Origin of the sequence: Neorhizobium huautlense (genome assembly GCF_030811685.1) — a bacterium.
GTDB lineage: Bacteria > Pseudomonadota > Alphaproteobacteria > Rhizobiales > Rhizobiaceae > Neorhizobium > Neorhizobium huautlense_A.
In genome coordinates this window covers 121,694-141,314 of record NZ_JAUSRF010000007.1, presented here as the reverse complement: position 1 = coordinate 141,314, position 19,621 = coordinate 121,694, and the positions used below count along the sequence as shown (strand labels likewise).

At 58.3% G+C, this 19,621-nt stretch carries 15 protein-coding genes; 12 read left to right on the top strand and 3 right to left on the bottom strand.

Annotation, left to right across the window (positions count from 1 at the left end; all coding sequences use genetic code 11):
• Window positions 1-5: 5 nt before the first annotated feature.
• Both J2T09_RS12495 and J2T09_RS12490 read right to left on the bottom strand, forming a co-directional pair.
• On the bottom strand, window positions 6-692 hold the full coding sequence (locus tag J2T09_RS12495; RefSeq protein ID WP_306834808.1) for a hypothetical protein: 687 nt from the start codon (window positions 690-692) through the stop codon (window positions 6-8).
• Between the two features lie 30 nt (window positions 693-722).
• Entirely contained in the window at window positions 723-2,285 is a 1,563-nt protein-coding gene (locus J2T09_RS12490; protein ID WP_306834805.1) for a hypothetical protein, read from the bottom strand.
• A gap of 268 nt (window positions 2,286-2,553) precedes the next feature.
• Between J2T09_RS12490 and J2T09_RS12485 the strand changes: the two genes are divergently transcribed.
• Both J2T09_RS12485 and J2T09_RS12480 read left to right on the top strand, forming a co-directional pair.
• A complete protein-coding gene (locus J2T09_RS12485; RefSeq protein ID WP_306834803.1) occupies window positions 2,554-4,380 on the top strand; it encodes a glycosyltransferase in 1,827 nt (608 codons plus the stop codon).
• 82 nt (window positions 4,381-4,462) lie between these two features.
• The gene (locus J2T09_RS12480) at window positions 4,463-5,668 is read left to right on the top strand and encodes a glycosyltransferase family 2 protein (RefSeq protein WP_306834802.1); all 1,206 of its coding nucleotides are present in this window, start codon (window positions 4,463-4,465) and stop codon (window positions 5,666-5,668) included.
• Window positions 5,669-5,853: 185 nt separating this feature from the next.
• Here J2T09_RS12480 and J2T09_RS12475 read toward each other — a convergent pair whose 3' ends face one another.
• On the bottom strand, window positions 5,854-7,767 hold the full coding sequence (locus J2T09_RS12475; RefSeq protein WP_306834800.1) for an O-linked N-acetylglucosamine transferase, SPINDLY family protein: 1,914 nt from the start codon (window positions 7,765-7,767) through the stop codon (window positions 5,854-5,856).
• Window positions 7,768-8,101: 334 nt separating this feature from the next.
• On the opposite strand from J2T09_RS12475, the gene J2T09_RS12470 reads away from it, so the two are divergent.
• From J2T09_RS12470 to J2T09_RS12425, 10 genes are all read left to right on the top strand, one after another.
• Window positions 8,102-9,037 carry a flagellin N-terminal helical domain-containing protein gene (locus tag J2T09_RS12470; protein ID WP_306834799.1) on the top strand — a complete coding sequence of 312 codons (936 nt, stop codon included), beginning with the start codon at window positions 8,102-8,104 and terminating at the stop codon, window positions 9,035-9,037.
• A gap of 306 nt (window positions 9,038-9,343) precedes the next feature.
• Window positions 9,344-10,282, top strand: coding sequence for a flagellin N-terminal helical domain-containing protein (locus tag J2T09_RS12465; protein WP_306834797.1), 939 nt, complete (start codon window positions 9,344-9,346; stop codon window positions 10,280-10,282).
• 318 nt (window positions 10,283-10,600) lie between these two features.
• On the top strand, window positions 10,601-11,560 hold the full coding sequence (locus J2T09_RS12460; RefSeq protein WP_306834795.1) for a flagellin N-terminal helical domain-containing protein: 960 nt from the start codon (window positions 10,601-10,603) through the stop codon (window positions 11,558-11,560).
• Window positions 11,561-11,863: 303 nt separating this feature from the next.
• Window positions 11,864-12,526, top strand: coding sequence for a hypothetical protein (locus J2T09_RS12455; RefSeq protein ID WP_306834793.1), 663 nt, complete (start codon window positions 11,864-11,866; stop codon window positions 12,524-12,526).
• The gene (locus J2T09_RS12450; protein ID WP_306834791.1) at window positions 12,523-13,872 is read left to right on the top strand and encodes a MotB family protein; all 1,350 of its coding nucleotides are present in this window, start codon (window positions 12,523-12,525) and stop codon (window positions 13,870-13,872) included. Before J2T09_RS12455 ends, J2T09_RS12450 begins: the two co-directional genes overlap by 4 nt.
• 2 nt (window positions 13,873-13,874) lie before the next feature.
• The gene (gene motC / locus J2T09_RS12445; RefSeq protein ID WP_306834789.1) at window positions 13,875-15,197 is read left to right on the top strand and encodes a chemotaxis protein MotC; all 1,323 of its coding nucleotides are present in this window, start codon (window positions 13,875-13,877) and stop codon (window positions 15,195-15,197) included.
• Window positions 15,194-16,642, top strand: coding sequence for a flagellar hook-length control protein FliK (locus J2T09_RS12440; RefSeq protein ID WP_306834787.1), 1,449 nt, complete (start codon window positions 15,194-15,196; stop codon window positions 16,640-16,642). Before motC ends, J2T09_RS12440 begins: the two co-directional genes overlap by 4 nt.
• Complete coding sequence (locus tag J2T09_RS12435) at window positions 16,581-17,267, top strand: transglycosylase SLT domain-containing protein (RefSeq protein WP_306834785.1); 687 nt, start codon at window positions 16,581-16,583, stop codon at window positions 17,265-17,267. Before J2T09_RS12440 ends, J2T09_RS12435 begins: the two co-directional genes overlap by 62 nt.
• 280 nt (window positions 17,268-17,547) lie before the next feature.
• On the top strand, window positions 17,548-18,219 hold the full coding sequence (locus J2T09_RS12430; protein ID WP_306834783.1) for a response regulator transcription factor: 672 nt from the start codon (window positions 17,548-17,550) through the stop codon (window positions 18,217-18,219).
• A gap of 172 nt (window positions 18,220-18,391) precedes the next feature.
• Complete coding sequence (locus J2T09_RS12425) at window positions 18,392-19,600, top strand: flagellar hook protein FlgE (RefSeq protein WP_306834781.1); 1,209 nt, start codon at window positions 18,392-18,394, stop codon at window positions 19,598-19,600.
• The last annotated feature ends 21 nt before the right edge of the window (window positions 19,601-19,621 follow it).

Genomic DNA, 19,621 nt, shown 5'->3' with positions numbered 1-19,621 from the left:
TGCTTCTATAGCTTTTTCTGAATTGCAATCATCTTCGTTTGCCAGCTGTTGATGCCGCCGCGATTGTTGCGATGGACGAACACGTGCTGGATCTGCGAGGCGATGGACGCCAGATGATCGGGGTGTGCGAATGGTATGTCGAACGCACCGGTCTTGAGAAAACTCTCGAACACATGGGCGCTCTTGTGGCAGGCCGGCAGTTTGTCTTCAAACGGCGGTTGCCAGTGAAAATCCTCGATAATGTAGAAGCCGCCGGGTTCGACCTTGTGAAACAGTTTCAGGAAGGCGAATTGCTGGTGAAAGGATGCATGTGAACCGTCATCGATGACAAGTTTCAACATGGGCAGGACAGCCGCCAGCCTGTCCATATCCCGGCCGCTGCCCAAGTCGCCTCGAAAAAACTGGAAGCGTGGCAGGGAAATGCGTGAAAAATCGGAGAGATCGAAACCATAGACCTCGGCTTTCGGGAAATAATCCAGCCATACCCTTATGGACGGGACGTCCGAGCCGATCCGGTCAACCGACGATCCGGCTTCGACGCCGCCCCGTTGCAAACCCATTTCGAGCATTGAAAAGGCCTGATGGCGAAAACTTTCGAAAATGAAGGAATATAAAGGCGCATAATTATGGGCGTGGCCCGTCTTCGTGCCTTTGTCCGTCTGAAAGTAATCAGAGAGTTCCGAAAGTTCCATTGCCAAACCCCTGTATCGACCAAGTCTCTTTTAACGGCAGCCAATCGTGCCGCGAACGCGGGTCTCTTCTTCGACATGGCTTTTGCCATAGATGTGCCGAAGGTGCTGGTGCTGGGAAAGATTTGCGTAAAGCGCCGAGCCTACGGTGACTATCGACGATTTATCCAGTTGCAGGATCTGGTTGAGATCGTAATGTTCCATCAATGAAACGGCCAAATGAAACGTGTCCATCTGCGCTTTTACGGCCGCCATTTCCTGCTCGTTCCTGAGGTCGTCGGCAAAGACCGGAATGGCAGAGTCGTCGATCGTCCTGACGTCGCACACCATCCCGTGATCCGAGTAATTGCACATTTCCAGGAGTGTGTTGAACACACCTTGCTCGGCCGGACCGATGAGGGAGAAGAACTGGCAGCTGTCCGGTGTCTTCGACATGGCTTCATATGACTTGGCCGAAGGCAGCTTATGAAGAAGGTAGACGGGCAGCCGGGAGATGCCGAGCCTGTCTGCCATATGGGCAATAGACCAGCCCGTGCCACAGATGTCCACGATCAGGGCGTCGTCCGTGAACAGGCTTCGGGCATAGTCCACATAGCTTTCCGAGGGCGCCATTTTCGCCTGACGGCTTGTATAGAAATACCGCGCATCGCACGCCACGCCCATCCGCCGGGCCACCTCTTCGAAAAGCGGAATCCACATGTCGCAGTCGCGGCTTGAAAACAGCACGGTCTTGCGCTTGAGTTTGCGGACAAGATGAGCCAGGTCGATGCTGGCCATCAGCATCATCGGAAAATTCAGGTTGGCCTGAATGATCTGAATGAAACGGAGATCGGCATTCTCCGACCATGTGCGCAGGCGCGTTTCCCGGCAAAGCTCTGCCAACTGTCGCAAACCGAGTTGCAACAGGACGTTTTCGACCTTCGAAGGATCGCTGAGACGCGTGTGGCGGGATGGGATCTCAAACTGTTCCGGCATCTTGACGTCGGAATGGGCATTGTCGCCCAGATGTTCCGAGATGCGCAGGTTCTGCAGGATCGCCGGCCAGATCCGTCCGGTCTTCTTGCCGTCGTTGGTAACCACCAGCCCGACTTTTTGCACGAGCCCGGCGCGCTTTACGAATTCACGGATTGTGGCGTGCCCCAGATACATGTCGGAAACCAGAACATCACCGTGCCGGACGCGGGTCATATTTTCCTGGATAGGGATGAGGTTTTCACGCTCGATATCCAGCTCCATCGCCTTCAGCGCAGCGAGCTGCAACGGGTCGGTATCGAGAAGTTTGGCAAGCTCGGCATAAATAAGATCGAGATCATGGGTATCTTTGATCACGTTCAGCTCGGCCTGACGGCGTGCCTTGCTGAAGCCTTTCAGCCCGGAGCGCTTTTCAACCATGACAAAAATGGTGGAGGGCTCGATGCACCTGCGCGCAATCAAGGTGTCGAAAACGTCGAAAGTCCGCACCAGCGGACGTGCGTCCGTATCGTTGGAGGGCATCGTCGAAGTGTCGAGCCGCGTGGTGCCGGGCACATTCGTCTCGCCATTGGGTCCTATAAGATATTGCCCATCGGTCGTTTTGCTTCGAATGGGTAAATTCACAAGGCATCTCCACTGGCTTGCATGAGACCACAGACCCCTGGAATGTGCTGGGTCCCGAAAGCTGATTTGGGGTATTGGCGCGGAGCCTAGGATCACTGGCTTGTGCCAGACTGGAAAGTTCAAGCAAGGCCCGGCACGTCATCCAGCTTCAGGAAAGGCTGCCGCTCTAGTTATGGGCGGGAATGGATAATGCAAGTTGCAGCTTGGGCCGGATAAAGAGCCGCCTTGCGCCTCTTGACCTTCATCAACCTATGAATCTGGGCGTAAAATGTTTGCAAAAAAGAAACTGGGAATTCTGGTTGAAGTAGACAGCTTCATCGGCGACATTATCGGCCATCTTTCCGCAACCTACGATATCCGGGCGATCCGTCCGCGAAACATGCAGGACGTCAACCAGATCGTTCAATGGGCGGATGTCGTCTGGTTCGAGTTTTGCAACGAGCTGCTTCTGGCAGCCATCAATCAGAACATCAAGGCGATGGGCAAGCGGGTCATTGCTCGCTGGCATCGTTTCGAGATCGTGGAATCGACCTTTCCGCAACGCATGCGTTTCGACTATCTCGACGACCTGATCCTGGTCTCCCATGATATGCTGCGTGTCCTCAAGCAACGGGTGCCGCAGCTTGAGCACCAGACACGCACGCATGTTTTGTGGAATGGCGTCAATCTCGAAAAGTTCAAGCCTACCAACACGCTTGACCTCAAGAAGATCGCCTGGGTCGCCAAGCCGGTGCTGCGCAAGAACCAGCCGATGTTCCTGCAGATCATGCATGCGCTGGTCAAGAAGGACCCATCCTACACCCTGCATGTCGCCGGTGCTCAGGATGAGTTCGTGGCGATGCCCTATCTGCGACGCACCACGGAAAAGCTGGGACTGGTCGAAAACATCTTCTATTACGATTGGCAGCGTGACATGCCGGCATTCCTTGCCGACAAGGGTGTTATTCTCTCGACATCCATTCACGAAAGCTTCGGTTACAATATTGCCGAGGCCATGGCGGTCGGCGCATTGCCGGTGGTTCATGATTATCCGGGCGCGGAGGAGTTCTGGCCCGAAGCCATCCGCTTTTCCTCCATTGACGAGGCTGTCGAGAAAATCATGAGCGGCGCGCTTCACCAGTGGGTGAACTACGTCCATGAACAATTTCCGCTCTCCAGACAAATGACGCAACTGGACGCGATCATGGACGGCCCGCATGGCTCGCTGGTGCCGGATACCGGCCCGCGTGCTGGAAAGGCCGGAGCCAGCGAGGAGGGCCTTGCTTATGCCAAGGGTGCCGCCGAACTCGCCCTTGCGGAAATCGCTAAGCGCTTTTCAAGGGAAACCGTTCCTGCGTCGGACCCGCAGCCAGCCATCATGATTGCCGAAAAGTCGTCTTCGACCCCGGTCCGGCCCCAGAAGGCTGTCGCGCCCCCTGTCTTCGATTCCAATCGCTACTGGGAGGAACGGTATCGCCAGGGCGGCAATTCCGGCGCGGGGTCGTACAATGCCGTTGCCCGCTACAAGGCCCTTGTCATCAACTTTCTGGTGAGACAGCGCGACCTGGTCGACATCGTCGAACTGGGATCGGGGGATGGCAACCAGCTGCGCTACTTCGAATTCAAGAATTATACCGGTTTCGACGTGTCCGAAACGGTCATCGACAAAACCAGGCAGATGTATGCTGCCAACCCCAACTTCGAGTTCATCTGGACGAAGTCGCCATCACTGGATTGGGAGATACATGAAGACAACTACGATTGCGCATTGTCGCTCGACGTTCTCTATCACCTGATCGACGATACCGTTTTCACCGAGTATCTTGACCGTCTCTTTTCCCTCTCAAGTCGCTACGTCGTCATCTATGCGTCCAATTTCGATGCGGATGACAGAAATGGCGCAAAACATGTTCGCCACCGGAAATTTACCGACTTCATCGAACGTCGCTATCCGCAATGGACCTTGAAGAAAGTGATAGAAAACCCGTTGAAGTTCATCGAGCGGACGGAAGCCGACTTCTTCATCTATTCCCTGGACGATCTTGAGGACATGAGCTTCCTCGATGCGGTCAGCCAGGCGCAGGCGGCGCTGCGCGCCGAGCAGGCTGCGCGATAGGTCCGTACGGCCTGGATTGGCCCTGCAGCCATCAAGGCGGGTGACCGCGTTCTTTCTAGCCACTGACAATCTGGAGATACCGATGTCCGGTCAAACACCCATACTGTCGATCTGCGTGCCGACCTATAACCGGCTCAAGATGCTTCAGCGCAACATCAAGTTTCATCTGGACGTCTTCCGCAAGGCCGGTTTGCCTTTCGAGATCGTTGTCGTCGATGACTGCTCGACCGATGGCACCGACCGCTACATGCAGACGGTGTTGTCCGAGCCCGAGGTGAAGTCGTTCCGCCGGGTAAAAAATTCCGGCTTTCTCAGCAATTATGCCTTCGCGATGCAGCGTGCCAGCGGCAAGTATGCGCTTTTTCTGGGCGATGACGACCTGCTCATTCCCGAAAAGGTGATGGAATACCTGCGGATGATGGAAAGCGACGCGGATCTCGGCATGATCCAGGCACCGTGGATGCTGACCGACGAGCGCAAAGGCGGCAGCGACATGCAGCCCTTCTACGACATACCGGGTCCGATGCGCTTCAGAAAGGGCGATTTCTCGGACATGTTGGACTTCATTCTGAAATACCATGTGTTTCCAGAATTCCTGATCATTCGTCGCGACGTGCTGGCGCAGACCGTGTCGGGTGCCGCTCCGTTCATCTTCTGGGCCTTCCTGTTCACCACCCGTGCGCTCGGCAAGGCCGATGTCCTGTTCCTGCCGGCGCCGTTTGCGCGTGTCACGGGCATATCCGCGGATCCGGAACTGCAACAGGGCAAGAAGGAATGCATGTTCCAGTGGGACACCTATCGCGGTGGCCTGGAATATCTCGCGTCTCATGCCAGGACCGTCACGCTTGCGCCCGCGGCACGACTGGAACTGTTGGACAAGATCAGTCACTTCATGCTGGTGCGCAAGGCGGTGGCAATTCGACTTCATGTCCATGCGCGCAACTGGGTCGAGGCCTATATCATGTATCACCGCATGGCCGCCTATCATGCGTCGCCGGTTGCCGACGAGCTTTACAAGCAGATCTGCACCCTGGCCGGCATCGTCACCGCGTTGGAGGAAGCCGCCGGTTTCAGCGCGGAAGCGGTGATCGTCGATCCGGTCATCAATGACGACATGATCCACCTTGTCCCGGATCACCTCAAGCAGCGCCTGACCCGCCAGGCGTCCACAGCCGACGGGTGGCATCCGCCTCGGGCCTGGCTGCGGATGATGCCGGATTTCGGAGCGCAAGCCGATGACGGAGATGTGGTTTACGACCTGCGCAATTACCTTGCCCAGTTTGCCTGAGGCATAGACCCGCCACATTCACGGCAAAAGACAAAGACGCCCGGTCGCTCAGGGCGTCTTTTTTATGGCAGTTGTCCCGGTCGGCCCGCGGCGGCCCAAGACTTCGGAAACCGCATGAACGCAAAAGCCGCTTCTCGGGGCGGGAAGCGGCTTTTTCCGTTCATGCGGCCTGCGCAGACTGGTGGTTATGACCGGAAATCGGTTGTCCGGGCAGGCAATGCCGGCACGTCGATATGATCCGGCGGCTGGCCGGTGCGGGCGCGCTTGGCCATCATCTCATAGGCGCTTTCCAGATGCCGGCAGAAACGCTCGGCATCGAAGAGTGGCATGCGAAAGCGATTTTGGTGCAGGCGTTCGCTGTACTCTGCGACCGTTTGGCGATCGTTGTAAAGGTCCACCGCACGGCGGAAATAGTCGTCCTCGTTTTCGGCAATCGTCTCGGGCAGGCCGATGGCATTGAGAAGGCTTTCCGAAACACGCGACGCAAAATGCGTCCCCTTCATCGTCAGCACCGGCAGTCCGGCCCAGAGCTGTTCGGACGTCGTGGTGTGGCCGTTATAGGGGAAAGTGTCCAGTCCGAGATCGGCCAGCACAATGCGTGAAAGATGGGCCTCGTGGCCGACCATTTTCGTGAATACGAAGCGTTTTCGTTCGATGCCGCCCGCCTGAAGCTTGCGCGTTATGTTCGCTTCCGCCTCGGGTGTCTTGACCATCAGCCAGAGGACGCTGCCCGGTGTGGCCTTGAGAATGCGTATCCACAGATTGATGGTGGCTATGGAGATTTTCCGGGTGGCGTTGAAGGACGCGAAGACGAATGCATCCGGCGGCAGCTCGGCATCTGCCCGCGTGAACATGTCGGGCTGCGCCAGCGGCTGATGAGGATTGTTCGGCTGGTAGCTTTCCGGCAATCGGCAGAACTTTTCCCAGTAATGCGGCTTGGCCTTGTCGGGCAGAACCGAATGGTCGCCGATCACGTAATCGAGATCCGTATTGACGGTGCTGCCGGGGAAGCCCAGCCATGCAACCTGTACTGGGGCGGCGCTGTGATTGAGAATGGCTGCACGGCCACCACGGGTGTGCCCCTTCAATTCGATCAGGATATCGATATTCTGCGCACGAATGGCTTCCGCTGCCTGTGCATCCGTCATGTCGCGTACCGAAACGATCCGTCCCCAAAGGCCGCGACGCGTATCCTTTTCCAGATAGGCCGGCTCTGTGTAGCAGAACAGCGTCACGTCGAAGCGCGCCGGATCATGGCTCTCCAGCACCGCGCTGAACAGTTTCATTGTCGCATGGGGAGACCAGAAGTCGGAAGACAGATAGCCTATGCGGATTTTGTCGCCCCAGACATGGGGCGCGCTGCGCCGCTTTTGCGGCAGGTCGGCCGGATAGGCGTCTGCACGATAGCCCGCAAGCTTGTTCAGCGCTTCGTCCGCCAGCCATGTCAGATTGTAGAATGGTGCCTCCACCCGCAGGATGTGCTTGGGGTCCTTGGCAACCATGCGCTCCAGTTGCGGCTGCAGGCGTTCCTGCTCGAAATAGGCGTTTACCTCGCGCTGGTTGACCAGATGCGCCATGATGAGGATGATGCTCTTGGGCATCCGTGCCAGCATGTTGGCAACGGCCTCGCGATCGGATGCATTTTCCGGCGAGCCCGTCAGCAGCATGAAGGCCAGGCTGTTATGTCTGGAATTGGTACTCGTCGAAAGCACCGAGAGAAATGCGCGAAGGCCTTCGCTTTCGCCACGCTTCAGGAACAGGCTGGCAATGATGAAGGCAAGATCGGGGTCCTGTTGTGCCTGTTTCAGCAATGGCAGGCCCAGGCTGAGGGCTTCATCGTCCTGCCCCAGCTCGTAAAACAGCTTCAATGCCTCGGTATTGTATTCATCGGCGCGCGTGCCACCCAGTTCGGCGGCCAGCTTGTAGGCGCGTGCGGCGTCCTCGCGAAAACCCAACGCCAGAAAGGTCCGTGCCAGAAGCCCGTATGTTTTCACATCCTTGCTGTGGTCGAGCAGCCGGTTCAGTATGGTGAGAGCATCGGTATAGCGACCGCTGTGGAAGCTTTTCGATGCGTCGGCGAACTGGGGCTGCGATGTCACGTGTTACGCTCCACGGGTATGGTTGACAAAAGGTAACCCCTGACGATCGCCGGATTACCTCGAGTTTCCGTCATTATGGGATCAAGCTTGCCCGAAGCGGGAGCGTGAAAGCCGTGACCATCAAAATATATGACCAATTATCCTGTATTCGGATCAAATATTGGGAGTGCGCTTAAGGAATCCGAAATCATTCTCTGCGAGTTTCAGCATCACATGACGGGTTTGGTCATCTCTGGAGTTAGAGAGGCCGAGTGGGCATGAAGCCAGACGTCATCGCCGGTATTACAGCCCGGTATGTCCCCCACCGTATTCTGTTTAAAAGGGACTAAATTCCATGACCAGCATTCTCACCAACGCCGGCGCAACTGCAGCTCTTTCGACCCTGCGTTCGATCAACTCCGACATGGAGTCGACCCAGAGCCGCATCTCGTCGGGCTACAAGGTTGAAACGGCTGCAGACAACGCCGCTTACTGGTCGATCGCAACGACCATGCGTTCGGACAACAAGGCACTCTCCACCGTTCAGGACGCACTCGGTCTCGGCGCCGCCACCTCCGACGTCGCCTACACGGCACTGGAAGCCTCGATCGACGTCGTCGATGAAATCAAGGCCAAGATCACTGCCGCTTCCGAGCCAGGCGTAGACAAGGCAAAGGTTCAGAAGGAAATCGACCAGCTGCAGGACCAGCTGCGTTCGATCTCCAAGTCTGCATCCTTCTCCGGCGAAAACTGGGTTTACCACACCGCTTCCGCCGGTGCCGGTGTCGAATCCATCGTCGGTTCGTTCAACCGTGACGCCCAGGGCAATGTCAGCCTGACCACCCTGGACTATGACACCAACAACTCTTCGCTGATCGAAGTCGACGCTGACGATGCCGACGTGACCTCGGTTGGCCGTGGCCTTCTGTCGTCCAACATCGAATATCTCGATGACGACGGCGCAACCCAGACCACCGGCTTCTCGGTTCTGACGCTCGACGTCGGCACGGACGATCTGACCGCAGCTCTCAAGGCTGTCGACGCTGTCCTGCAGGACATGACCGACGCTGCCGCTGACGTCGGTTCGATCAACAGCCGTATCGACATGCAGAACGACTTCGTCGCCGATCTGATGGACTCCATCGACTCGGGCGTCGGCAAGCTCGTCGATGCGGACATGAACGAAGAGTCGACCCGCCTGAAGGCCCTGCAGACGCAGCAGCAGCTCGGCATCCAGGCCCTGTCGATCGCCAACTCCTCGACGCAGAACATCCTGTCGCTCTTCCAGTAAGATCGACTGCATCTGCAGGAACAAGGTCGCGCCCCGAAAGGGGCGCGATTTTTTTATGGCCATGCCGCAGGCGGCTTGTGACTTTCAGTCAGAAAAAGCTTTGTGAAAATCGTAACTTCCTGACAATGTTAGGAATATTGCGGATAGAATTTACCCTTCATTAAGGACGTTATGGTTAATTGATCTTACTCAAGAGGGTGCGTCTCCGGCGAAAGCAGTCGAGACGAGCATGATGCAGCTCATCTCTTGCCGGAGAGAAACCGGAGTTTGTTTTTTCAAATCAGTTCGTACTGAGAGGCATCACCCATGACCAGCATCCTCACAAACACCGCAGCAATCGCCGCTCTTTCCACGCTCCGTTCGATCAACACCGACATGGAGACCACCCAGAGCCGCATTTCTTCCGGTTACGAAATCGAAACTGCCAAGGACAACGCCGCTTACTGGTCGATCGCAACGACCATGCGTTCGGACAACAAGGCACTCTCCACCGTTCAGGATGCACTTGGTCTCGGCGCCGCCACCTCCGACGTCGCCTACACGGCTCTGGAATCCTCGATCGACGTCGTCGATGAAATCAAGGCCAAGGTTACGGCCGCTTCCGAGCCGGGCGTCGACAAGGAAAAGATCCAGAAGGAAATCGACCAGCTGCAGGAACAGCTGCGTTCGGTTGCGAAATCCGCATCCTTCTCCGGCGAAAACTGGGTTTACCACACTGCTTCCGCCGGTGCCGGTGTCGAATCCATCGTCGGTTCGTTCAACCGTGACGCCCAGGGCAATGTCAGCCTGACCACCCTGGACTACGACACCAACAACTCTTCGCTGATCGAAGTCGACGCCAACAATGACGACGTGACCTCGGTTGGCCGCGGCCTTCTGTCGTCCAACATCGAATATCTCGATGACGACGGCGCAACCCAGACAACCGGCTTCTCGATTTTGACGCTCGACGTCGGCACGGAAGATCTGACCGCAGCTCTCAAGGCTGTCGACAAGGTGCTGCAGGACATGACCGACGCTGCCGCTGACGTCGGCTCGATCACCAAGCGTATCGACATGCAGACGAGCTTCGTTTCCGACCTGATGGACTCCATCGAAACCGGCGTCGGCAAGCTCGTCGATGCGGACATGAACGAGGAATCGACCCGCCTGAAGGCCCTGCAGACGCAGCAGCAGCTCGGCATCCAGGCTCTCTCGATCGCCAACACCTCTTCGCAGAACATCCTCACCCTCTTCCAGCAGTAAGCTGGTCAAGACGGAAGATCTGGAAAGGCCGCGCCGAAAAGCGCGGCCTTTTTCTGTTGTCTTGTCAGTTATCCAGCCGCTTTTCGGATATATTTTGCCAGTTCAGGGCGCGAAACTGGTGCGAGGCTTAACCTCCACTTAACCTCGGTTAAAACTCCGTTTGCATTAACCTCTCATTAACCATATTAGCGTTAACCGTAGTTTAAGAACGAACGGGCCGGTCAACAGGGCAAAATGCTGACCGGTGAGCATGATGCTTCCGCACGTTGCCGGCACAGCTCCGGCATGTCCCGCACTCCTCCAGGGGCATTTTTCCAGATGACCAGCATTCTTACCAATACCGGCGCCATGGCGGCGCTGCAGACACTGCGTTCGATCAATTCCGACATGGAGACGACGCAGAACCGCATTTCCTCGGGTTACCGGGTCGAAACCGCAGCGGACAATGCCGCTTACTGGTCGATCGCGACCACGATGCGTTCGGACAATTCCGCGCTTTCCACCGTTGAAGACGCGCTCGGCCTCGGTGCCGCCAAGACCGACACGGCCTATACCGGCCTCGAGTCGGCGATCGACGTCATGACCGAAATCAAGGCCAAGATCACCGCGTCGCGCGAGCCGGGTGTCGACAAGACCAAGATCGACAAGGAACTCTCTGAACTGAAGAACCAGCTTGCCTCGATCGCCGAATCGGCATCGTTTTCCGGCGAGAACTGGCTCTACAACACCGCGACCGCCGGCATGCCGACCAAGGAAATCGTCGCCTCGTTCAACCGTTCGACGGACGGTACGGTTTCGCTGACCACGCTGAATTACACCGCCGCCGATTCCGTCATGATCGATACGTCGAGTGCCGGTCGCGGCATCCTCACCAAGGACTGGCCGATCGTCGATGAAGCCGGCGTGACGGTCGGTACCTACTTCCTGATCAATGCCGATTCCACCAATCCGGCATCAGGCACCGAAATCGAACTCGATGAGGATACGACTGACCAGCAGGTCGACGGCATGCTGAATGCGGTCGAAAAGATGCTGCAGCAGTTGACCGACAGCGCCGCCAATCTCGGCGCGGTCAGCAGCCGTATCGATCTGCAGACCACGTTCGTGTCGACCCTGATGGACGTGATCGACAAGGGCGTCGGTCGTCTGGTCGATGCCGACATGGATGAGGAATCGACCCGCCTCAAGGCCCTGCAGACGCAGCAGCAGCTCGGCATCCAGGCGCTTTCGATCGCCAATACCAACGCCCAGAACATCCTTACGCTGTTCCAGCAGTAAGGCGATTTGGAGGGAGGCGACCGGCCTCCCTTCCTTCGCATGGCTTTTCGCCGAGCCCCGGTCATCGGCAACGGCGACGCTGGACCGCGCATTTGCCCTGTCGCGGTCCAGCACCTTCATTTTCGCACAAGTTTGACTGCCTAGGTTGCCGCAAAAGTTACCCGCACGAGGCGCGTTTGCCGTGTGGCGGTAATTTCCTCTTAATCGGGACGGCGCAATGATTGCAGTGGCGAATTCCCGGTCCTTTCCCGCATGCGCATGCGGATCGACCGGCTATCAGGGCAAAGTTCACGGAGTGCACGCATGAGCGCGTCGATCGCCCGTTACCTCAAGGATTTTGGTGAGCCGCAGCCGGCGCCAGCGATGCTGACCCCCGAATTCGATATCGGCGGCTTCGGCGGCCAAGGCGGAATCTCCGATGATTTTGATTTTCCCGCCGTAGAGCCGGAACCCGCCATCGACCTCGAAGCCGAGCGCGCTGAGGCGCATGCCGAGGGTTTTGAGGCCGCCCGCGCGCAAGCCGAAGAGAAATGGACCGCCGAAAGGCAGGCGCTCGAAGCAGCCCACGCCGCCGAATTGGCCGAGCTTTGCGCGCGTCTTGAGGTGCAGGCATCGGAAAAGATCGAAGCGGGCCTGAACGCGATCGCCGGCAAGCTTGCCGCCGTGATCGGTGAACAGACGGCCGCCGCACTGGTGCCCTTCCTGGAACAATCGCTGGCCGACAAGGCTGTCGACGAACTGGCGGATCTCATTCGCAAAGCGATGTTCGATGGCGATATCGGCACGATCACCGTGTCCGGTCCCGGCGAAATGTTTGAAAAACTGAAGACGGCGCTCGGTTCCGATGCGCCGGTCCTGCGTCATGTCGAAGCCGATGATCTCGATCTGTCGGTCGATATAGACGGCAGTGTGCTGGTTACCCGGCTTTCCGCCTGGGCGGCGAGCCTCAGAAAGGTGCTCGGATGAGCGATAATCATCATCACGGCAAGAACGAGATCATCGTCGTCAAGAAGCACGGCGGCGGTCACGATGGCCACCATGGCGGTGCATGGAAGATCGCCTATGCGGACTTCATGACGGCCATGATGGCTTTCTTCCTGGTCATGTGGCTCGTCAATGCCGCCAACGAGGAAACCAAGGCCTCGGTCGCCAGCTATTTCAATCCGATCAAACTGTCCGACGAAACGCCGGCCAAGAAGGGGCTTGAAAAGCCCGTCGACACGTCTGAAGGTCAGGAAAAGAAGGACCGCTCGCAGGTCAAGGCCGACGAAGGCCAGACCGTCGGTTCGGCTGCCGCGACAGGTGAAGACCTGACGTCCAGCGCCGGTGATCAGCAGAATTACTCGGAAGCGGATTTCTTCGAGAACCCGTATTCCGTTCTCGCCGAGATCGCCCAGGAAGTCGGCCAGCAAGCCAATGTCAGCGCCAAGGGCGAGGGCGGGGCATCGACCTCCGGCCCGGCAACCGGCGCCGATGGCGGCGAAGCCTATCGAGACCCGTTCGATCCGGATTTCTGGACAAAGCAGATCCAGGTGATCCGCGCCGACGAGACACAGACAGAAACCGCTGAAAAGACGCAGGCCGAAAAGGCTGCCGAGGCGCAATTGCAGCAGCATCAGCAGGCAAATGCGGCTGATCCCGCGGATCCGTCAAAACCTGTCGAAATGCTGCCGGAAACCCCGCAGCCGCCGCAGACTGCCGCACAAGCGCAGAACAAGGACCAGCCGCACAAGCCGGGCGAAACCGAACTCGCCCTGGCCGTTCCGCAGCCGCGTCCCGATGCGACCAAGCCCGATACGGCTGAGGCGAAGCAGGACGCCGTCGAACCCGAGGCCACTGCCGAAGAGAAAAAGCAGGCGGAAGAACTGCGCGAGGCGATTGAGAAGCAGATTTCGGGCATTTCCGGCCGTCTTGCCGAAGGTCTGGAAGTGACGCCCTCCGAGGGCGGCATGCTGATCACGATTTCCGACCAGAGCAATACGCCGATGTTCAACCTGTCCTCTGCCGTGCCGCGTCGCGAAATGGTGCTCGCCATGGAAAAGATCGGCGAGATCCTCAAGGCGCGCCCGGGTGACGTGGTCATTCGCGGCCACACCGACGGCCGTCCGTTCACGACCGAAGGCAACGACAACTGGCGCCTGTCTTCGGCGCGTGCCCACAGTGCCTATTTCATGTTGGTCAAGGGTGGCCTTGCCGAAGATCGCGTCAAGCAGATCTCCGGTTTCGCCGACCGTCGCCTGCAGGTGCCGGATGATCCGTTCGCCGATGCCAACCGTCGTATCGAAATCCTGCTCGAGGCGGATAAGGGATAATCATGGCGCGCCTTCCGCATCGTCTTTTATGCCTGGCTTCGGTGGCCTTTGCAGCTTTCTCGCTGCAAAGCGCCTCGGCGCAGCAGGAGGGTGAAAATCTCGCCCCATACCAGATGCTGCGGTCTTTGCAGTTCGTGCAGGATACGGTGGTCACCGGTGATCACTCCGCCGGCGAGATGCAGCGATACATGATCGGCGCCATCGACAGGCGTCTGCGCTCGGTCGATCCTTCGGTCTATTCCGATCCGCGCAATGTCGATGCGGCGCTGATCTATGCAATGAGCGGCGGCAATCCCGCGACGCTCGAATATCTTGTCTCGCGCGATGTCGCCGGCAATTTCGATAACCGCGTGTCCGATATCCTGCGCAAATATCTGGGCGGGCAGGGCATGCTGGTGGCCAATACGCTCAAAGCCATGGTGCCGGAATACAAGAACGAGCGGATCGGGCCCTATCTGGCGCTGGTGGCCGGCAATGTCGCCGTCACCAATACGCCGCTCGAAGCACTCGAGCTTTATGACTGGGCGCGCCTGACGGCACCCGGCACGATTGTTGAGGAAGCCGCACTTCGCCGTTCCGTGTCGATTGCCGTCGAGGCAGACCTCGTCGACAAGGGGCTTGCCTATGCGCGCAAATATGCGCGGCGTTACGTGCATTCTCCTTATGCCAGCCAGTTTGCCGATCTTTTCGTGCTTCTGGTTGTGCGTCACTACGGCAAGGAAATCACCGCGCCCGATGTCGAGGGCACGATTGCCTTCATGGATGCCGACCGCCAGCGCGAAGTCTATCTGCGCATCGCCCGTCAGGCGGCGATTGCCGGCAAGAACGATCTTGCCCGTTACGCATCCGAGCAGGCGACCGGCATCAAGGGCGGCGCCGATGATCGCAATGCCGAACAGCTCGCGCGCCTTTACGGAGGCATGGCCGATATCCCGAGCGACAAGGTGACGGATGCGATGAAGGCGATCACCGATCTGCCGGAAGCCAATCTGTCCCCGGCCGACCAGGCATTGCGCGCGGCGGCAAAAGCGATCGCCGATGCCGTGGTGCGGCCTCCGGTCGCAGCAACCGGCACCGGTGCTGAAATACCGAATGCCGAAAGCCTCGGACAAGACACGGGCGCCAATATGGCTCCAACACCAGATGTGGCCTCACAGGCTGCGTCGTCCGCCAATGATGTGAGCGGATCAGGCTCTGCCCCCGGAGAAACCGCGGATGGCAGTGCGACGAAGTACGATGCTGACTTCCAGACCTATGTCGATAGGGGCCGTTCGACACTGAATGCGATCGACGATCTGCTGAAGGAAGAGGGTACTTTGCAATGATCAATGCTGAGGTGACGGCGAGGACCGGCGCGTCTGACGCGGCCGGTACGGTGAGGGGAATTGCCGGAAAACAGGGCAATGACGGCGAAAAGAGCGGATTTTCCGATGCGCTTTCCAGCGCCGGCAATGGCTCCCGCAAGCAGGATGATGCCACGTCAAAGGGCGAATCTGAGGTCACGCAGACCGGTTCCGAGACCGTCGAGGATGCGCCGTCTTCCAAGGGCCGCTCCGCGCTGGATCTGACCGCGCGGGTCCTGTTCGGCAAGGGCGAGGATACGGAACGCACCGCCACATCCGTCAAGGACGTTCTTGGCAACGCCAAGGTCACGGCAAAGCCGGCCGATGCCGAGGATGCGTCGGCGGTACTCGTCGATGCAAAGTCGAAGACCGATGCTGTGACCTCTTCCAAGGCAGCCAAATCCGACAAGTCGGGCAAGGCCGAAGACACCGAATCTAAAACCGACAAGGAGGCGGCCAATGCCGATGAGGCGGCTCCCGCGACGAAGGAAACCGGCCTGAGCGAAGTGTTGTCGCTGCTGGCCGGCGGTGCCAACGTGGAGACGGTCGCCAACGCGACGCCGAAACAGGCCGGCCTGGCGCGTGAGCGCGGCGAGGCCCGTGGTGACAAGGCCGTCGGCTCGGCGACCGAAGGCCGCGCTGCGCAGGCCTCTGCCGCGACGAAGGCCTCCGACGCCCTCGATATGCCGACAGATAGCGATGCGGCTCTTGTCGACGAAAAGACCTTCCGGCTCTCTTCCGGTCGTGGCCAGAGCCTCGACATGAAGATCGGTGTCGATGAACAGGGCAAGGTCGGCTTCGAGACCCGGGCTGCCGGCAGTGGTTCCGCCGAAAACGTCGTTGTGCTCGATTCGCGCCGTTTCCTCGGTTTCGGCCAGAGCGCCAATGGCGCGGCCCTGACCGCTGCCATGTCGGACGACAAGACCTGGGCGGCTGCGATGACATCGGGCGCATCGCTCGGTGATCCGATGGCATCCAGCACCGGCAATGTCGTCAACACACTCAAGCTGCAGCTCAACCCGCATGACCTCGGTTCGGTGACGGCCACGCTGCGTCTCAGCGGTGAAACCCTCAACGTTCACCTGACGGTCGAAAATCACGCTGCCCATCGCCAGCTGAGCAGTGACAGTTCAGGCATGATCGAAGCGCTTCGCTCGCAGGGCTTTGCCGTCGATCAGGTGACCATCAGCGTCGCCTCGTCCAACCAGTCGGATACGTCCAGCCAGCAGCAACAGCAGGGCCAGCAATCCGGCCAGACTGGCCAGCAGCAGGCGGCCAACGAGGGACGTCAGGGCAATAATGCCGGTCGCGAGCAGGGGCAGAACAATGCCCGCTCCGCCGCAGAGGATAATGCAAGAGGCACGAATGAACCGGTATCCGACACTGTCGCTGCTGGCAACGCTCGCCCTGATCAGCTCTATCTCTGACGCCGTCAACGCTGCCGGGCTTTTCTCCACGCCAGCTCCGGCAGCACGGTCCACCGCCCCGGTGCCGGCCGCCATCCAGCCGCCTTCCACCACCCGTCCGAATGTCAGCGCGGCCGCCCCGCCTGCCAGTGGTGCGGGCATCTGCGAGGCGCAGATACAGGCTGCCGCTGCAAAGTACGGCATACCGGAAGGCATCCTCTATTCAGTCGGCCTGACGGAAACGGGGCGCAAGGGAAGCCTTTATCCCTACGCCATGAATATCGAGGGCAAGGCGTTCTTTCCGCCCAGCCGAGAGGACGCAATGCGCAAGTTTCACGAGGCGCGCAGCGAAGGAAAGAAGCTGATCGACATCGGCTGCATGCAGATCAATCATCATTTTCACAGTGAGCATTTCGCATCGGCCGAGCAGATGTTCGATCCGCGCCTCAATGTGGAGTATGCGGCAAAGTTCCTCAGCAACCTTCACGGTCGCCACGAGACATGGACCATGGCGGTAGCGAGATACCACGCCGGACCCAATAACGACCCCGCCCAGAAGCGTTATGTCTGCCGTGTCATCTCCAATCTGGTTGCAACCGGCTATGGCACCTGGACCGGAAACGCCTCGAATTTTTGCCGTGGATGACTATTTTTAGTTGATTGACCGTTGGCCTGTTTGGGCGGATGCTGGCGATGTTCACGTTTTGGCCTCTGTACCTCTCACAAGGCTAAATTTAGGCATCGTTAACTTTTTCCACTGAAAATTTGTGCGTATTTTTACGGGGCATACTACATCTAGTGCAAATCGCGAGGCCGATCTTAATCAACTATTAAATTCTATGGTTAATTTTACCCAGTTGTTCGGGATTCGCTCGATTCGTATCCATTGGTCATCGAGGTTACCACAGTGATTCGGAGGCGGACGAATGATCGTAGTGGTTGATGAACGTGAACTGGTGAAAGACGGGTACACATCCCTGTTTGGACGTGAGGGTGTGCCCTCTACGGGTTTCGACCCGAACGAGTTCGGTGAGTGGGTCAACACAGCGGCGGATACCGACATAGCGGCGGTAGAAGCATTTTTGATTGGACAGAGCGAACGGTCGCTCGAACTGCCGCGGGCTATCCGCGACCGTTCGCAGGCTCCGGTGATCGCGGTCAGCGACCAGCACTCGCTGGAAGCAACACTGGCGTTGTTCGACAGCGGAGTCGACGACGTAGTGCGCAAGCCGGTGCATCCTCGCGAGATTTTGGCTCGCGCAGCGGCGATCCGTCGCCGGTTGAAGGCACTGTCCACCCATACGGATGTCGGCGCGATCCGCGTCTTCTCCGATGGTCGTGACCCGGAAATCAACGGCGAGATCTTTGCCTTGCCGCGTCGTGAGCGTCGCATCCTGGAATATTTGATTGCCAATCGTGGCCGTCGCGTTTCGAAGACCCAGATCTTCAACGCCATCTACGGCATCTTCGACGAAGAGGTCGAGGAGAACGTCGTGGAAAGCCACATCAGCAAGCTTCGCAAGAAGCTGCGCAAGAAGCTCGGCTTCGACCCGGTCGATTCCAAGCGCTTCCTGGGCTACTGCATCGACTGGAACTAACAGTCTGTAAATATTCTGAAAAAAGGCCGGTATCCGAAAATGGATGTCGGCCTTTTTCGTTTTTGGAAATGTAGCGACAGCTGATTGAAAACTGCGGCAAAGGCCAAAACAGACAGCTTCACGCAAGGCCCGTCATCTAGGGTCGTCAGCATAGGCAAAACGAGGATTTGAGATGAGCCTTTACGGAACAATGCGGACGGGTGTGTCCGGGATGAATGCGCAGGCGAACCGTCTCAGCACGGTTGCCGACAACATCGCCAACTCGAGCACCGTCGGTTACAAGAAGGCCTCGACGCAGTTCTCGTCGATGATCCTGCCGTCTTCGAACGGCTCGTACAATTCGGGTGGCGTCAACACCACCGTTCGTTATTCGATCAACGACCAGGGTTCGTTCACCTACACGACATCGTCGACCGATCTGGCCATCAATGGCGAGGGTTTCTTCATCGTCAGCGGCGCCGACGGTTCGAACTACCTGACCCGCGCCGGCAATTTCGAAGTCCAGCCTGACGGCTCTCTGATGAACGCTGCCGGCTTCACGCTGATGGGTTACCCCTATTCGTCGACCACCGATCCGACCATCGTCATCAACGGTTTCGACGGCCTGGAGGAAATCAACGTTCAGGCTGGCGGCATGAGCTCCACGCCGTCGACGACGGGTGTCGTTTCGGGCAACCTGCCGTCGGGCGAAGCAGCCGGCTATACCAAGTCGTCCTCGCTCGTCGCCTATGACAGCCAGGGCAATTCACGCCTGCTCGACCTGACCTACACGAAGAATGCCGATAACCAATGGTCGCTGGCCGTCAGCTACGAGGATGATGCCGGCACGGTTCATCCGCTCGGTTCCTACGCACTGGAATTCGACGAGACCGGCAAGCTGGAAGTACCGGCGGACGGCATGATCTCGACCAACGGCCTGACCATTGCAGGTGCGGAACTGAACGGTCTCGATATTGACATCGGCGACATGTCGCAGCTCGGTGCAGCCTACTCGATCGAAGGCAACATCAACGGCCAGGCCGCAAGCGCGGTCGACAAGGTGGAGATCAGCAAGGACGGCATCGTCTCCATTCTCTACAAGAACGGCCAGTCGATGCCTGCCTATCGTATCGCCATGGCAAATGTGCAGAGCCCCAACAACCTGACCCCGCGCGAAGGCAACGTCTATTCGCAGAGCAATGACTCGGGCGTCATCGTCATGGGTTACGCCGGCAATAGCGGTTACGGTTCGATCCTCTCGGGCGCGCTGGAAGATTCCAACGTCGATATCGCCGAGGAACTCACCAGCATGATCGAATCGCAGCGTAATTACACCGCAAACTCCAAGGTCTTCCAGACCGGTTCCGAACTGCTCGAAACCCTGGTCAACCTGAAGAGATAATCGCGGGGATGATCCCCGCAG

What these genes read in the sequence shown, in the direction of transcription:
- J2T09_RS12495 (WP_306834808.1), bottom strand. Translation starts at nt 692, where the DNA reads ATGGAACTTTCGGAACTCTCTGATTACTTTCAGACGGACAAAGGCACG.
- J2T09_RS12485 (WP_306834803.1), top strand. Translation starts at nt 2,554, where the DNA reads ATGTTTGCAAAAAAGAAACTGGGAATTCTGGTTGAAGTAGACAGCTTC.
- J2T09_RS12480 (WP_306834802.1), top strand. Translation starts at nt 4,463, where the DNA reads ATGTCCGGTCAAACACCCATACTGTCGATCTGCGTGCCGACCTATAAC.
- J2T09_RS12470 (WP_306834799.1), top strand. Translation starts at nt 8,102, where the DNA reads ATGACCAGCATTCTCACCAACGCCGGCGCAACTGCAGCTCTTTCGACC.
- J2T09_RS12465 (WP_306834797.1), top strand. Translation starts at nt 9,344, where the DNA reads ATGACCAGCATCCTCACAAACACCGCAGCAATCGCCGCTCTTTCCACG.
- J2T09_RS12460 (WP_306834795.1), top strand. Translation starts at nt 10,601, where the DNA reads ATGACCAGCATTCTTACCAATACCGGCGCCATGGCGGCGCTGCAGACA.
- J2T09_RS12455 (WP_306834793.1), top strand. Translation starts at nt 11,864, where the DNA reads ATGAGCGCGTCGATCGCCCGTTACCTCAAGGATTTTGGTGAGCCGCAG.
- J2T09_RS12450 (WP_306834791.1), top strand. Translation starts at nt 12,523, where the DNA reads ATGAGCGATAATCATCATCACGGCAAGAACGAGATCATCGTCGTCAAG.
- motC (WP_306834789.1), top strand. Translation starts at nt 13,875, where the DNA reads ATGGCGCGCCTTCCGCATCGTCTTTTATGCCTGGCTTCGGTGGCCTTT.
- J2T09_RS12440 (WP_306834787.1), top strand. Translation starts at nt 15,194, where the DNA reads ATGATCAATGCTGAGGTGACGGCGAGGACCGGCGCGTCTGACGCGGCC.
- J2T09_RS12435 (WP_306834785.1), top strand. Translation starts at nt 16,581, where the DNA reads ATGAACCGGTATCCGACACTGTCGCTGCTGGCAACGCTCGCCCTGATC.
- J2T09_RS12430 (WP_306834783.1), top strand. Translation starts at nt 17,548, where the DNA reads ATGATCGTAGTGGTTGATGAACGTGAACTGGTGAAAGACGGGTACACA.
- J2T09_RS12425 (WP_306834781.1), top strand. Translation starts at nt 18,392, where the DNA reads ATGAGCCTTTACGGAACAATGCGGACGGGTGTGTCCGGGATGAATGCG.